Annotated in this window: 19 protein-coding genes; 7 read left to right on the top strand and 12 right to left on the bottom strand. The window is 61.7% G+C overall.

The features are described from left to right. Positions 1-195: 195 nt before the first annotated feature. Both AC3EMP_RS16255 and AC3EMP_RS16250 read left to right on the top strand, forming a co-directional pair. The gene (locus tag AC3EMP_RS16255; RefSeq protein ID WP_081727289.1) at positions 196-1,068 is read left to right on the top strand and encodes a glycosyltransferase family 25 protein; all 873 of its coding nucleotides are present in this window, start codon (positions 196-198) and stop codon (positions 1,066-1,068) included. Further along, positions 989-1,183, top strand: coding sequence for a hypothetical protein (locus AC3EMP_RS16250; RefSeq protein WP_023814802.1), 195 nt, complete (start codon positions 989-991; stop codon positions 1,181-1,183). Before AC3EMP_RS16255 ends, AC3EMP_RS16250 begins: the two co-directional genes overlap by 80 nt. A gap of 19 nt (positions 1,184-1,202) precedes the next feature. Here the strand turns inward: AC3EMP_RS16250 and msrA are convergent, their stop codons facing one another. The 9 genes from msrA to AC3EMP_RS16205 all read right to left on the bottom strand — a co-directional run bounded on the left by msrA (position 1,203) and on the right by AC3EMP_RS16205 (position 7,007). Continuing rightward, entirely contained in the window at positions 1,203-1,721 is a 519-nt protein-coding gene (gene msrA, locus AC3EMP_RS16245) for a peptide-methionine (S)-S-oxide reductase MsrA (RefSeq protein WP_352595745.1), read from the bottom strand. Between the two features lie 68 nt (positions 1,722-1,789). Then, positions 1,790-2,113 (bottom strand): hypothetical protein, encoded by a 324-nt coding sequence (locus AC3EMP_RS16240; RefSeq protein ID WP_352595748.1) that lies wholly within the window; start codon positions 2,111-2,113, stop codon positions 1,790-1,792. A gap of 3 nt (positions 2,114-2,116) precedes the next feature. Continuing rightward, positions 2,117-2,308, bottom strand: a complete 192-nt coding sequence (locus tag AC3EMP_RS16235; protein WP_023671459.1) for a hypothetical protein — start codon at positions 2,306-2,308, stop codon at positions 2,117-2,119. Beyond that, positions 2,293-2,532 carry a hypothetical protein gene (locus AC3EMP_RS16230; protein WP_023684348.1) on the bottom strand — a complete coding sequence of 80 codons (240 nt, stop codon included), beginning with the start codon at positions 2,530-2,532 and terminating at the stop codon, positions 2,293-2,295. The genes AC3EMP_RS16235 and AC3EMP_RS16230 overlap by 16 nt, the downstream gene beginning before the upstream one ends. 96 nt (positions 2,533-2,628) lie before the next feature. Continuing rightward, positions 2,629-2,832 carry a Pam3-gp28 family putative phage holin gene (locus AC3EMP_RS16225; RefSeq protein WP_023689878.1) on the bottom strand — a complete coding sequence of 68 codons (204 nt, stop codon included), beginning with the start codon at positions 2,830-2,832 and terminating at the stop codon, positions 2,629-2,631. Then, entirely contained in the window at positions 2,829-3,521 is a 693-nt protein-coding gene (locus AC3EMP_RS16220) for a glycoside hydrolase family 108 protein (protein WP_023814806.1), read from the bottom strand. Before AC3EMP_RS16220 ends, AC3EMP_RS16225 begins: the two co-directional genes overlap by 4 nt. Positions 3,522-3,691: 170 nt before the next feature. Then, complete coding sequence (locus tag AC3EMP_RS16215) at positions 3,692-4,636, bottom strand: glycosyltransferase (RefSeq protein ID WP_023814807.1); 945 nt, start codon at positions 4,634-4,636, stop codon at positions 3,692-3,694. A gap of 36 nt (positions 4,637-4,672) precedes the next feature. After that, on the bottom strand, positions 4,673-6,322 hold the full coding sequence (locus AC3EMP_RS16210; protein WP_352595750.1) for a terminase large subunit domain-containing protein: 1,650 nt from the start codon (positions 6,320-6,322) through the stop codon (positions 4,673-4,675). Positions 6,323-6,695: 373 nt separating this feature from the next. Beyond that, complete coding sequence (locus tag AC3EMP_RS16205) at positions 6,696-7,007, bottom strand: hypothetical protein (RefSeq protein ID WP_155922511.1); 312 nt, start codon at positions 7,005-7,007, stop codon at positions 6,696-6,698. A 114-nt stretch (positions 7,008-7,121) separates the two neighbouring features. Between AC3EMP_RS16205 and AC3EMP_RS16200 the strand changes: the two genes are divergently transcribed. After that, positions 7,122-8,267 carry a HEAT repeat domain-containing protein gene (locus tag AC3EMP_RS16200; protein ID WP_155922510.1) on the top strand — a complete coding sequence of 382 codons (1,146 nt, stop codon included), beginning with the start codon at positions 7,122-7,124 and terminating at the stop codon, positions 8,265-8,267. A gap of 333 nt (positions 8,268-8,600) precedes the next feature. Here AC3EMP_RS16200 and AC3EMP_RS16195 read toward each other — a convergent pair whose 3' ends face one another. Genes AC3EMP_RS16195 through AC3EMP_RS16185 form a run of 3 tightly spaced genes read right to left on the bottom strand, consistent with a single transcriptional unit; the run spans position 8,601 to position 10,030 of the window. Then, a complete protein-coding gene (locus tag AC3EMP_RS16195) occupies positions 8,601-9,311 on the bottom strand; it encodes a terminase large subunit domain-containing protein (protein ID WP_352710214.1) in 711 nt (236 codons plus the stop codon). Beyond that, on the bottom strand, positions 9,238-9,627 hold the full coding sequence (locus AC3EMP_RS16190) for a hypothetical protein (protein WP_023693740.1): 390 nt from the start codon (positions 9,625-9,627) through the stop codon (positions 9,238-9,240). The genes AC3EMP_RS16195 and AC3EMP_RS16190 overlap by 74 nt, the downstream gene beginning before the upstream one ends. Continuing rightward, positions 9,620-10,030: a hypothetical protein gene (locus tag AC3EMP_RS16185; protein ID WP_023832798.1), complete on the bottom strand. Its 411-nt coding sequence runs from the start codon at positions 10,028-10,030 to the stop codon at positions 9,620-9,622. The genes AC3EMP_RS16190 and AC3EMP_RS16185 overlap by 8 nt, the downstream gene beginning before the upstream one ends. Before the next feature lie 441 nt (positions 10,031-10,471). On the opposite strand from AC3EMP_RS16185, the gene AC3EMP_RS16180 reads away from it, so the two are divergent. The 4 genes from AC3EMP_RS16180 to AC3EMP_RS16165 all read left to right on the top strand — a co-directional run bounded on the left by AC3EMP_RS16180 (position 10,472) and on the right by AC3EMP_RS16165 (position 12,599). Next, positions 10,472-11,287, top strand: coding sequence for a class I SAM-dependent methyltransferase (locus AC3EMP_RS16180; RefSeq protein ID WP_352710109.1), 816 nt, complete (start codon positions 10,472-10,474; stop codon positions 11,285-11,287). A 247-nt stretch (positions 11,288-11,534) separates the two neighbouring features. Then, complete coding sequence (locus AC3EMP_RS16175; RefSeq protein ID WP_352710107.1) at positions 11,535-11,978, top strand: Ros/MucR family transcriptional regulator; 444 nt, start codon at positions 11,535-11,537, stop codon at positions 11,976-11,978. Positions 11,979-12,050: 72 nt separating this feature from the next. Further along, positions 12,051-12,215, top strand: a complete 165-nt coding sequence (locus AC3EMP_RS16170; RefSeq protein ID WP_023685951.1) for a hypothetical protein — start codon at positions 12,051-12,053, stop codon at positions 12,213-12,215. Between the two features lie 114 nt (positions 12,216-12,329). After that, positions 12,330-12,599, top strand: a complete 270-nt coding sequence (locus tag AC3EMP_RS16165; RefSeq protein ID WP_352710106.1) for a hypothetical protein — start codon at positions 12,330-12,332, stop codon at positions 12,597-12,599. Positions 12,600-12,660 lie beyond the last annotated feature (61 nt).

Below are 12,660 nucleotides of genomic sequence, written 5' to 3'. Positions count from 1 at the left end.
CCAAGAATCTCGGCAATGCGCCCACGACCATCTCCAGGCAACAGCCAAAGACCTCCGCTCTTGGTCGGCTGGCGCCCGCCCTGTTTCCCCTTGTGGTCGTCGCGCTTGGATACATGATCGGCCGGCAATTCTTCGGCTTCTAGGGCGACTCGACTCGTCTATCCGCGCACGGTTAAGCCTCGCGCCTCGCCGGGGATGCAGTCAATGTCCACCCAACCTCCAAAATCAACCGGCGGCACGTACGCCGCTACCCACTGCCCCGCACGTAAGCAAATTTTGTGCAATAACGGGAACGTGATATTCACTGATCACCGGACAAAGGGGGCGCTGATGAGGTGTCTGGTGATCAATCTTGATCGTTCTCGCGATCGGCTGGCGCATGTCGCGTCCGAGTTCGGCCGGATCGGAGTACCATTTGAGCGTGTCTCCGCCATTGATTGCCCCGATTGCTGCTCTGTCGCCAAAAGCCCGCTGAGCGCTGCTGAGGTTTGCTGTTTCCTGAGCCACCGCTCGTGTTGGGAGATCGTTGCGAACGGCGCGGATCAATATGGCGCGGTTTTCGAGGACGACGTCGTTTTCGGCGCTGGCGCCGGCTCGCTGCTTGCTTCCGATCGATGGGTGCCACGCGATGCCGATGTGATCAAGCTGGAAACGCATTTTGCCAAAGTGAGGGTCGGACGCAAGGAAGTCGCTCTCGATGATGGGTTTTCGCTTGCCAGACTTTATGGGCTGCACGCGGGCGCCGCAGGCTATGTCCTCTCCAGATCGGCAGCGCAAAGATTGCTGCGCAGGACCATGCATCTGAGAGGAGAGGTCGACTTCGTTCTTTTTCACCCAGGATTCATGACCTGCTCGCTCAACCGAATCTATCAGATCATGCCGGCGCTTTGCGCACAGCACCATTTTGTTTCGGGACGAGAGCGCAAGCCTCGTGCGACGGCCCGGGAGGCGGCCAAAGCCGTTTCTCGATCGAATTGTTGGAGAAGCGGTGCGAACCTTCGCCTATCTTCGAAACCAGAGCCTGACCGGAACAAAGAAGATCGAGGCCGTCGCGTTCTCAGACTCTGAGGTCGACGACAAACCCGTCCACGGCGCGTTCGTCTATGGGCAGCCCGAGCACGGCCACCTGTACGAGGCGGCCGGCATACCGATCGCGCGGAAGAATAGTTCGACCGCCAGATAAGCAGACGATAGCGGCTGCGTTACGAAACAGCCTTTTCGCGGACCGGAAGCTTCCAGCCCGGCCTGACAAAGTGGCAGGTATAGCCGTTGGGGTATTTCTCGAGATAGTCCTGATGCTCTGGCTCCGCCTCCCAGAAATCGCCCACCGGCGCAAGCTCGGTGACGACCTTGCCCGGCCACAGTCCAGAGGCATCGACATCGGCGATGGTGTCTTCGGCGACGCGCTTCTGCTCGTCGCTGGTGTAGAAGATCGCCGAGCGATAGCTCATTCCGATATCGTTGCCCTGGCGGTTCCTGGTGGTCGGATCGTGGATCTGGAAAAAGGATTCGAGCAATGTGCGAAAGCTGATCCTGGCCGGATCGAAAACGATCTCGATGGCTTCGGCATGGCTGCCGTGGTTGCGATACGTGGCGTTGGGCACATCGCCACCGCTATAGCCGACGCGGGTAGAGATCACGCCGGGATAGCGCCGGATCAAATCCTGCATGCCCCAGAAACAGCCGCCGGCAAGGACTGCACGTTCGGTGGACGTCGCCATATCATACCTCCATTGGATTGCTCCTTAGGTAGGCATTGTCGCTGGCTTCTTCCAGCATCTCAAGTGCATCACTCGTTGCCGGCCGAGCCGAACCGCCGCACGATGACCTCGAAGACGATGTCGGAAATCCACATGGCCGAGACGCCGATCAAAAAGGCGGCGGCGAGCGTCGTGGTATCGTCGGCCGGATCGCGGATAGGCATGCCGGTTGCCCTGACCCAGGCGACGGCAGGCAGCGTCAGATACGCAGCCGCCAGCGCCCCGCAGATCGGCGAGGCAATCATCTCGCGCAGCTTGTAGCGATGGCGCGACAGTGCTCGCAGCACGCCGCCGGCTAGCCCGGCGGCGACGACCGGCCCCTTGATGCCGAGCATGTCGAAGAGGTCGTGCATCGGCTAAGGCCTCCATCCGCAGAGCTTTTGTCCCTTGCGGTTGTGCGCCAGGAGCGCTCTCGCCTCGGCGTCCGACAGGACGTCGACGGCTTCGGCCGACAGGCGCAGCGGGCTCGAAATCGCGCAGAAGCCGCCCGAAGCAGTCGTGCACCCGGCAAGCGCCACAAGCAGCGCAAGCATCAGTCCCTTGCCCATGATTTCAGCTCCTTTCGAACAGCGTCCGCCGGCAGTGCGCCGACGTCGTTCTGCACCTGCTCAGCGACCGCGCGCGCCGCGGCCTCAGCGGCCGCCAGTTTGCCGCGCTCGGCCCTGGCGCCGGCCAGCCGCTGGTGAGCGCCCCAGCAAAGGGCGGCGATGACCGATGCCAGGAAGCCCAGCAGCGCTTTGTTGCCAAGCAGGACGGCGAGGAGCGCGCTCACAGCAGCCACCCGGCGACAAGCCCGGCGGCAAAGCCGATAGCAGAGGGTTTCGCGGCTTCGAGATAGGCGATGAGCAGTTGTTGAAACCCTTCCATGTCAGTGCTCCCAGCCGGATTTGCGGGCCAACCAGTGCCAGGTCTCGGTGACCGAGGCGATGGCGAGACCGGCGGCGATCTCCAGACCAGCTTGAATGTCGGGGTCGGAAGAAAATGCCGCCGCGTCGTCGGCGCCGAGCAGGCCACGCGCGACCAGAACACCGGCGCCGTAACGCAAGCCGATGCGGATGAAGACGGCGATCATGTCGAACTCCTTGCGAAAATCGATTTCAGGATTTGAAGCAGCGCACGCCAGAACGGCAGGCGTTCGACGGGGCTGACGCGCCCGCCGGTAGACACCGGCGGCATCGCACTGCCGGGCTTCGGCGAGAGCGCTGATGGCAGGGTCGGGGAGCCCGGCAAAGGTGCCGGAGCGGGCTGTAGTGCCGACATCAACAGCGCCTGGGAACGGACCGACCTGATGCGATCGCTCCAACCCTTGCCGAAAACCGGCCAGGTCGGCAGCCGCCGCAGGAATGCCAGGCGGGCATCGCAAAGATCGTCGATGACTGCGCCCGGTGGCCTGGCGCCCACAGCTTTGAGCGTGGCCGGGCCGATCCTGCCGTCCTGTGCGGTGCCAACTGCCGCCTGCAGATATTTAGCCGCCCTGCCCGGCCCACTGTTCACGGCGAAGTCGAAGACAGCATAGTCGACACCGCCGGGAAGCTCGGCGCCGGCTACCGCGTCCCAATAGAAGCGGCGATAGACCGTCGCCACCTGAGCGTTGCTGATCTCTCGCAGATCGGCCTTGCTGGCATCCGCCTTCACGTAGCGGCGGAAATTGGCGATGGTAACGCCTTTCATGGTAGCGCCACCGGGATCGGCCGGATTGTCGGACCAGCCGCCTTCCGATTTGAGGACGAGCGCAAGCGCCCGCGCGAAGTTGCGGTCCATGGGTAACCTCTGGAGATTGTGGAATTTAGCTCGGAGATTTTAGCCAGTCACAGATCACGCAAAGGAGACGAGTGTCCTGTTGATCCTGTTTGTGCCGACGGCATGTCGGTTGGCCAGCTATAACGCTTCCTCACCGGATAGGAATTTTGGATGGAGCGGCTAAAGCGGGCTCACGGAAGCACTTCGCCGTCAAGGATGCGCTTATAGAGTTCCAGGTAGGCCGTTGCGGTTTTCTGGATCGGAAATCTTTCGGCTGCCGATTCACGGCATGCTCGCGCGGAAATGCTGTTGATCTCATTGAGACCGTGAGCAAACTCATCATCGGTTTCGAAGAAACGCCCGCTGTCTGCATCGACCGTTTCGGCAAGCGCACCGCACCGAGTGGTCAGCACAGGCGTTCCGCACAGCATTGCTTCGACCGCCGCCATGCCGAACGGCTCTGCCCAGGAGATCGGGTTAAGGAAGGCGTACGCCTCGCCGAGCAATCGGAGCTTTTCCTCGCCATCAACAGTGCCGTGGAAGCGGTAGCGCCGCGATAAGCTCTTGAAGAACAGAGACTCTTTCCGGGTTTGGCTGCGCCCGAGCAACTTCCACCTCGAGCCACCCGCAATATCGAGAGCGAAGTTAAACTTCTTCGCCAGATCGACGGCCCGGTTGAGGCCCTTCCCGGCCCTCGCGATACCGCCCAAAAACAACAGCCGCTCACCTTTCCGATCTGCCAGCCGGTAGGCATCCACAGGGAAGCCGTTGTAAACAAACGTTTCTCGATCATGATGATGCGCGTGACTGGCGCTGACGAAGCTGTAATTTTGCCCCTTCCTCGGGGCGTTTGGAACATAGCCGTGCAGAGTGTAAAGCGCACGATATGGGCTTTCTACATCGTACCAGCCGTTGAAATGCACGATGTCAGTATTGATAGGGATCGCCCCCAGACATTCCACTACTGACGCGGCCTGCCGGACCTCGCAACGCGGATGGGTGGAGCCCACTCCGGCAATGAGTGTGATTTCATGTCCGAGAGATGCGAGTGCGCTGGCGAGCCAATCGATTTGCCGCTGGGTGCCGCCATAGCCTCGACAGGGAATTTTGCCTTGCACTGCAATAGTAATATGCATGTTCCAACGTTTAGACCGTTGCTCACATTTCGCAAGCTAGGCCCACGCTCTCACAACGAGTTTCCAGCTAGCGTTCGTTATGTCGTTAAAACCTGTTCCAGCCTTGTTAAGGACTTTAAGTGCGCCAGCAGCATTACCAATCCGTACATTCAAATTGGTCGCATCTGGCACGATGCTAATAGCTTGAGCGGTCGCATCAGTTGTATTGAGAGATGGGTTAATGGGTATCTCGTCACCAACCGAATACCCCGAATTAACCGTAGTACATTGAATGAAGGCCGCATAGAGCTTCGGCTTCACCCCCAGCCCATGAGCCAACGTCAGCGACCCGCCGGATGTGATGGTCTGTTGCGGGCTTTCATAAAACTTCTGAAGCAACGCCGTGGACGACTGGACATAGCGTGCATCCTGTTCGGCCTGCGACCATTGCAGCTTGATCCATCCTCCCCAGGCACCGCCAGCCTGCCTGCGCCGCCATAGCTTTTGGTCTGCCGCCGTAGTGTCGTTGACGAAATCATGCACCGTCTGCGTCCGGTAGCCAGTGCTTCCGTGCGCTTCCACAAACCCCAGGAACCAATTTACGCCGTCTGGCGCATTAGCCGCCGCCGAGGCCATATACCAGCCGTTGTCCAGGGCGTTGTTCCAATCGGTGATCGTCTGCGCGACGACACCGAGGTTAGGTCGGCTATCAAGTTTCAGATCAAACCCAGCCTTGACGAACCCCGTTGTAGCCAATTGCGTGGTATTCGTTCCAGGCGCTGCGGTCGGCCCCGTTGGCGTCCCGGTAAATGTCGGGCTGGCCTTCGGCGCCAGGCTGGACACCGCGATCCCACTATCCTTCCCCACCTTGCCCGTGGTGCCCGCGAAAGTGACAATATTGTCGGTTGCCGAAGACGCAGGCCCCAAAAAATCTCCTACTCCCGTCCCGTCGGCGCCTCTGTCGCCGGTACGGTCGAACATCAGCCAGATGCCGTTGGCCACCGTCGGCAAAGTGCCGGCGCCGCTGACATAGGCGAGCGTCAGTTTGCGGTAGCGCGTCGCGGCCATCAAATCGTCGCGCAGTTTCACCACCTTGCCGTCCTTTCGGTGAAAAAGCCTGAATTCCTCGAACCAGGGCAGCAGCGTCGAAAACACCTTGAAGCGGCCGGATTGCATGCGGTCGAGCATTTCCATCAGCCCCGCCTCGACCGAGACCGAGCCGTCGGCGAAGCGGGCGTGGCCCGACAGCATGTTCAGCCCGTGCGCGGCGTATTGTCTGGCAAGCGCGGTGCCCGCGCCTTCCAGCGTCTCGCGGCGGCCGTCGCGCGGCCAGGCCCAGGGCAGCCACTCGCCCCACGGCTTCAGGGCCAGTACCTGCATGGCCGGCGTCTGCTGCGAGGCCCGCGCCGCCTTGGAGATATAGACGACATCGGCCTCCGTATCCCAGGCCAGCTCGACCGCGGCCGACGGATGGTCCCAGCCGAAATCGAGGGCGCCGATCCGCGGCCAGTAGCGCGGCAGCCGGAACGGCTCGCAGGCAATCAGCTCCTCGGCAATCGGAAAGATGCGGCCGGAGCCCAGCACCGGAATGCCCTTGGCCCTCGCTTCGCGCTCATGTTCGGGATAGGCGGCGATGATCGCGGCACGCTCGTCCGGCGAATAGTGTTCGACGTCGTCTATGGTCATGAAGGTGACGTGACGGGTCATGCAAGCATGCTCCAATAGAGTGTGGCCATTGATACCAGCGCTCATCAATGCGAAGCTGACCCAAGACTTGGGGGAACACATGATTCGGATTGCAATCGTTGTCGGCATTGCCGCCAGTGCAACGGCATGCACCAGCCAGGCGAATGTTCCTTACGATACTAGTAAAAAAATCTGCAGAACCCGTACCGATCCAGGAACAGGGTTCAAACGCGAGGTCTGCGTCCCCGACACTCCCAATCAATCCTGTATGCTCTATATATATCAGTATACCGGTCGAGAGAAAATATTGTGCGGCCCATTAACGCGCAAATCGTCAACCGCCGAAGGTCGTGCCAGGCAACTTGCCGGCACCAAATACCCCTGATTCGACTTATCAACTGGGTTTGATGCGGATCACCTTTGGCGCCTGCGCATCCATGAACATGTAGCACCTGCCAAGCAGCGCCTTTTTGCCGAGCTCATCGAACACATTCTGCCCCAGCGGCGTGATCAGCACCTCGCCCGTAGCCAGCCCATCCTGGTGGCGGGCCTCGATCTCTTGCCAATGCGCATTCGCAACGTCGGAAAGCACGACATTGAAGGCTGGATGATTGTAGCTGACCAGCACGTTGCCATCATCCATGTCAGACGGCTTCATGTCCGGGTGATAGTTGTAAATCATGGCAAGCGTCTGGATGGCGGCCATGGCTGCCGCCTCATCGGACAGGCCGGCTTCCGTCAGCACGCAGGTGCCGTTTCAAGGATGGCAAAGTCACGGCCTCTGTCGAAGTAATAGCCGAACCGTTCCTCGATGCGATCGATGGGTTGTGAAAACGAGGGTCGCCATTTGGGCACCTGGGGCTTTGATACCTCAGCACCACCCGCCGGCGACACGACAAGCGAAGACAAACCGCCTGTCAATACCTGCCGCCTGTTCATGGACTTGGTTCCTCGACAACCTGGCCACCAGTCTAGTCGCGGTTCGCAATTCCGCAACGCGCCGAAACGGGAAAGCTTCGCTCTCATCTTTTCCTTTATCGCTTTATGCGGTAGGTCTTGCCGTGCATCGGCGACATCGATGCGTCTGGGCTGGTGCATTCTGCGCGGCCTGTACTCTACGCGGGTGGGACAGCCACTCTTTGCCATGACAGATCTATTCGAGGCGATGCGCCTGTCCGCCGAGGACAGCGAGGTTGCTCATCTTTTTTTCAGCGAAGGCGGTAAGATCCTGCTGCCACTCGGCAAATCGACAAATGCCATGACAGGTCAGGAGATGCTGGAGCGGCTGCTGTCGTCCCCGCATGATGACGATGGCGCGCTTGCCAACGACCTTCTCGGCGAGCTCGGCAAGACGGTGCCGTTGGAAAGCCTTCGTCTCCTGCTGACATCTGCCAATGCTGAGACGCGAGCGGCGGGTGCGTTTATTGCCACCTTTCAAAACCAGAACATAAGTTCGATGGTGGGTGAGCTGGCCGCGCTGCTTGGGGACAGCAACCCGCGCACGCGCTTCGATGCCGTGGAGTCTATCTTGCGATGCAGTACGCGGAACGATGGTCAGCATCTCGCGCAGGCGTTGTTTGCCCTTGATGATTATCACGATGGTGTACGCATGGGAGCCGTCAAATTTGTGCGCTTTGCAAAAGACTGGCAGTTAAAGCTTGCGCGTCAGCACGCCGCGTTGCTCAGGCCGCAAACGCCGTTTTCGGCGATCGCCGATATCTCCGGGCAATGGCGAGGTGATGCATCAGGCATGATCCGTGCTATGCTCGACCATTCAGAGCCGGTAGTGCGCCGTTACGGCTTGGGGCTGGCCAGCCGGGCGAGGTTGGTCGTTGTTGACGCGTTCGTCGAATGGGCGCAGGCGTCCGCCGATCCTGAAATCAGCAAACTGGCAACCGATTGCATCGAGCACAACCAGATATCGCACCACGCCGTATGGCAATCATCGTTGCCGGCAATCGCCTGAGGCACCGCTGATCTCGGGGTCAAGATAGCGACGTGACAGGGCGTAGAGCCTGCCGAACTGATTCAAAGTAATGTCGTATGATGTTGTCCGCGCACGATATTTGCGCCGGGCGTGGCGGTTCTTACCTTCTCCCTTTGTGGGGTGAGAAGCGGTCCGCGTGGCGGACGAAAAGCCAATTGCTTGGCTTTTCGAGCTTCGAACGCCCTGAGCCTGCGAAGGGCCGGGTGGTGGCCGATCCAACCTGCCGGGTCCCCGCTGCTCCGCAGCGTCCCGGCGTTCGCCGGCCTTTCGTCGTGCCACTGGCACGACGAATTCGCTTCGCGAACCAGCTGCTCACCCCACAAGGGGGGAAGGGAGAACCTCCTGCGCCGTCAAGAACCGCAGCACCACGTCGCTCATGCCAAGCAGCGGCGTAAACGTCACCATGGTGATGCCGCCCGTCGCGTTGGTGCGGGTCAGGCCTTCGGAATAGATATCGAGCGGCGGCTCCTCGTCGAACCAGACGCCGTGCAGGGTTTCGCCCTGCCACTTTTCGCGGCCCTTCTCATAGCTCTTGAACGACAGCACCGATTCATCGGCCTGCACGTCGCCGCCGCCGCCCCAGCGCACCACGATGCTGTCGAGCGCGCCCGGCGCGCCGCGGCCCATCGTGGTCTGGCGGATGGCATCGGCGGGGATCATGCCGGTGCCCCATGCCGCCTGCTGCTGCGGCGGGCCGACCAGCACGCGCTGCGGGTTGTCGCGCGTGCCCTCCCCCGTCACGCCGGCAGCCCATAGCCTGACGGGGGTGTCGAAGGTCTTGCCCTGCCACCACGCGGGGTAGCGGCCGGTGAGATGCATGGCCCATTCGGCGCCGCCGGCCCTGGTCTTGCCGAGCTGGTTGCCGGCCATGAACAGACGTTCCCGGTTCTGCGCGCCGGCGGCGTGAAACTGCGCCTGCCTGGGATAAGGCCGGTAGGCGGCAAGCTGGTTAGTCCTGCGCCTGCGGTCCAGCTCCTGCAGCAGCGCCAGATAGTGGCGGCGCGCCTTCAGGCTGGTCGCCAAACGGCCCGAGGACGGCTTCGAGGCCGCGGATGCGGCGGCGGATCTCGTCATCGCTCAGGGCTTCCAGATTGTCAGATGAAACATGCAAATCCTTGGCCAGATCCTTGGGCAGCACCGATTGCACGATCTTCAGATACTGGTCGGGCTTGTCGGCCCGGACCGCGGCAATGACGCCGGCTCCATGGGCGCGGAAGTCGGCGCGCACCGCGTCGAGGAAATCATCGCCAAGCGTCTTCTTCGTCCGCTTCGGCTTGGCAGCGGCGGCGGCAGGCGCCTTGCGGTCAGGGCGCGCACGCGGCGCCGTCCGGTCAGCCATGATCCGAGATCCCGGCGGGCTCGGCAGTCGCTGCCTGCTTCGCCGGCCCCTTGATCTTGCCGGACTTGATCTTGCCGGACTTGCGCCGTGCCGATTTTGGCCCTGACCGTTTTGGGGCGGCCTTGCGGGCTGCATCAGCGGCCGGCGCGTGGCGCTTTCCGGCAGACGCGGCTTTCAGGCTTGCCCTGGCGATCGCCCTTGCGTCGTGCGCGCCGCGCGGAAAGCCGAAGCCGCCGATGGCATCGACAGGACCACCGCGAACCATGCCGATCAGCACGCCCGGCACGACCGGCTCCATACGGCCGATGCGCGCCTGCGGGGCAGCGCCCTCGAACACGCCAATGGCGCTGACGACCTCGCGGCCGTCATCGTCGGTGATGATGGTGGCATAGCGGTTGGACAAGGGAGGCCTCGCGGATAAGGCAGAATGAACCGAGGATAGCGTTCCTTCACGCCCCCCTCTGTCCTGCCGGACATCTCCCCCTCAAGGGGGGAGATTGGCAGCTCCAGGGTCGCGACCAATTTGCAGCGCCGACGATTGGCGAAAGCAAGGCGGCAGTCCGATCTCCCCCTTTGAGGGGGAGATGGCCGGCAGGCCAGAGGGGGGTGCTGTCCCGCCGACATCCGATATCCGCACGTTGTGGGCATCAGGAAAACAAAACCCGCCTCGTGGGCGGGTCGGTGGCGCAAATCAGCACCATGGACAAATCATAGCAAAGCTGCCCTCACCCGTCAATGCAAAAAAGGAAATAATTCCTACTCCGGTCAAAGCCTCGTCCTTGGCGGCGGCGCGCATTGCGCGAGGGCCGCATCGATGGGATGCTGGGTCTCGTCGGAGAGCGCAATGAGCGATGTGACCAGTCACTATGGCAGCGGCGGCATTGTCGAGCGCATCCTGTCGGCTGTGCCGGACGCAAAGGCCGGCAGCCTCGCAGCCAAACAACTCTATCCGTTCGATCAGCTTCATGGCCGCGAGCTGATCGCCACGCAGGACCATGCTGCGCGTCTTGCGCCCTCCGCCGGCGATCGGGTTCTGGACATCGGCAGCGGCATTGGCGGCCCGGCCCGGTTCCTTGCCGAGACCTATGGGTGCAGCGTCGACGGCGTCGACCTGACGCAGGCGTTCGTCGAGGCATCCCGCCGATTGACCGAGCTCTGCGGCCTCGGCGACAAAGTGCGTTTCCATGAGGCCGATGCGACAAGGCTGCCTTTTGCGGACGACACATTCGACGCGGCGATCTGCTTCTATGTCGGCATGAATATCGCCGACAAGGCGGCGGTCATCGGGCAAGCGTGGCGCGTACTGAAGCCGAAGGCCAGGCTTGTCTGGACCGAGGCGGTGCTGGCGGACGGCGAGCCTCACTATCCCTTGCCTTGGGCGGTGTCGGCTGTGGCCAGCCATCTCGTCGACCGCGAAACCCTGAAGGCTCTGTTTGCTTCAGCCGGATTCCAGGTCGACGACGTCATCGACGAAACCGGCGATCACGTCGAGCTGGCGTTGAAACGGGCAAATTCCAGCATGGTTCCGTCGCCCGCCCAGCAGCAGGCCAATGAGATCGTGCTCGGCGCCGAGTTCGTGCATCGGCGAAAAAACTACATAAGCAGCCTGAGCGAGGGAAAACTCGCCTCACTGGCCGTTATTGTTTCCAAGCCGGCATGAAACAAAAACCCGCCTCGGCGGCGGGTTGCTGGCGCAAATCAGCACCATGAAAAAATCATAGCATAGCTGCCCTCACCGGTCAAGATATGTCAGGAAATAATTCCTACATCGACATCGATCGGAGACTCGGCGATGCTAGCGCTACCACATCCGGCGTCAAGTCATATGCATATGTTCTAAAGTGCCATGCCGTCGGCGGATGTTGTCTGATAATTTGCCCTTTGGCATCAAGGGGGCAAAAGAAGCCATGTCTGAGGACAAAATCCGAAATATAAATCTGACCGCCGACATCGTCGCGGCATTCGTGCGCAACAATTCAGTGACTCCGGATAGCCTGCCGGCGTTGATCGAGAGCGTCAATTCGGCGCTCGCGGCCGTGGACAATCCCGTTGCTCCGCCGCAACCTGCGCCTGAGCCCGCGGTCAACCGCAAGCGCTCGGTGACGCCCAATTTCATTTACTGCCTGGAGGATGGCAAGAAGTTCAGGTCGCTGCGGCGTCATCTCGGCTCCGCCCATGGCATGACGCCGGAAGCCTATCGCGCCAAATGGGACCTGCCCGGCGACTATCCGATGACGGCGCCCAGCTACGCCGCCAAGCGATCGGAGCTGGCAAAGGAGTTCGGGCTCGGCATCAGGACACCCGAGGCGCCGGCCGCCAAGGCGCCGGCCAAGAGCAAGACCAAGGCGTAAAGGCACGCCCCCTCCGTGTCGTACGCCTGCTGGAGGACGATCGTGGTGGCCGGAGAGCCCAATGACGTTCGCGTGGAACGTGTGGACCGCCGCCAATGGGCGGTGCTGGTTGCCGAGAATGGCACGGTGACCCAGCATCTATTCATGGCCCAGGAAGCGGCCGAGGAGTTTGCCGACGGCGAGCGGACAAGACTCGGCCTTCCCGCCAGGCCGCCGGCGGCGGATCCGCTGGCCTGAACAGTCCTTCAACGGGCTGCAGGATACAAGACGCAGCCTTCGACAGGCCGTCTAGCGACTGGTCATTAGCTGGCTCTTATGGAATCATTCCACTCCAACTCGGGGGAGAGCGGGATGGACAAACCAGCCATGGCATCCGTGTTCAGGATGCGGCAAGCGCCAGCCACTGTTTCGGGCGTTCGCAGCGTCGGCCAAGGCCAGGCCGATCCGGTCATCGGCAGAAGGCCGCTCGGCGAGGCGATCCGCTTCGTCATCGACGCCCATCCCCATTACGACATCAGCGGCGTTTCGATCGCCTATGGCGACGGCTCGGCCCCGCGCCTCGGCAGCCGGGATGTCAAGGCGCTGTGGGCCGAATATGGCCGCCGCTGGATGGAAGAGTAGCGCAGGTCGGCCGACGCCTATCGCTTGCATCCCCGTCCGGATCGTAACAGCGGCTCATGCG

It is taken from the genome of Mesorhizobium sp. P160219, from assembly GCF_057786095.1.
This window is presented reverse-complemented; position numbering and strand designations above follow the sequence as displayed.

What these genes read in the sequence shown, in the direction of transcription:
- AC3EMP_RS16215 (WP_023814807.1), bottom strand. Translation starts at nt 4,636, where the DNA reads ATGCATATTACTATTGCAGTGCAAGGCAAAATTCCCTGTCGAGGCTAT.
- AC3EMP_RS16175 (WP_352710107.1), top strand. Translation starts at nt 11,535, where the DNA reads ATGTCTGAGGACAAAATCCGAAATATAAATCTGACCGCCGACATCGTC.
- AC3EMP_RS16200 (WP_155922510.1), top strand. Translation starts at nt 7,122, where the DNA reads ATGGGTTGTGAAAACGAGGGTCGCCATTTGGGCACCTGGGGCTTTGAT.
- AC3EMP_RS16240 (WP_352595748.1), bottom strand. Translation starts at nt 2,113, where the DNA reads ATGCACGACCTCTTCGACATGCTCGGCATCAAGGGGCCGGTCGTCGCC.
- AC3EMP_RS16255 (WP_081727289.1), top strand. Translation starts at nt 196, where the DNA reads ATGCAGTCAATGTCCACCCAACCTCCAAAATCAACCGGCGGCACGTAC.
- msrA (WP_352595745.1), bottom strand. Translation starts at nt 1,721, where the DNA reads ATGGCGACGTCCACCGAACGTGCAGTCCTTGCCGGCGGCTGTTTCTGG.
- AC3EMP_RS16225 (WP_023689878.1), bottom strand. Translation starts at nt 2,832, where the DNA reads ATGATCGCCGTCTTCATCCGCATCGGCTTGCGTTACGGCGCCGGTGTT.
- AC3EMP_RS16180 (WP_352710109.1), top strand. Translation starts at nt 10,472, where the DNA reads ATGAGCGATGTGACCAGTCACTATGGCAGCGGCGGCATTGTCGAGCGC.
- AC3EMP_RS16205 (WP_155922511.1), bottom strand. Translation starts at nt 7,007, where the DNA reads ATGGCCGCCATCCAGACGCTTGCCATGATTTACAACTATCACCCGGAC.
- AC3EMP_RS16165 (WP_352710106.1), top strand. Translation starts at nt 12,330, where the DNA reads ATGGACAAACCAGCCATGGCATCCGTGTTCAGGATGCGGCAAGCGCCA.
- AC3EMP_RS16190 (WP_023693740.1), bottom strand. Translation starts at nt 9,627, where the DNA reads ATGGCTGACCGGACGGCGCCGCGTGCGCGCCCTGACCGCAAGGCGCCT.
- AC3EMP_RS16235 (WP_023671459.1), bottom strand. Translation starts at nt 2,308, where the DNA reads ATGGGCAAGGGACTGATGCTTGCGCTGCTTGTGGCGCTTGCCGGGTGC.
- AC3EMP_RS16210 (WP_352595750.1), bottom strand. Translation starts at nt 6,322, where the DNA reads ATGACCCGTCACGTCACCTTCATGACCATAGACGACGTCGAACACTAT.
- AC3EMP_RS16220 (WP_023814806.1), bottom strand. Translation starts at nt 3,521, where the DNA reads ATGGACCGCAACTTCGCGCGGGCGCTTGCGCTCGTCCTCAAATCGGAA.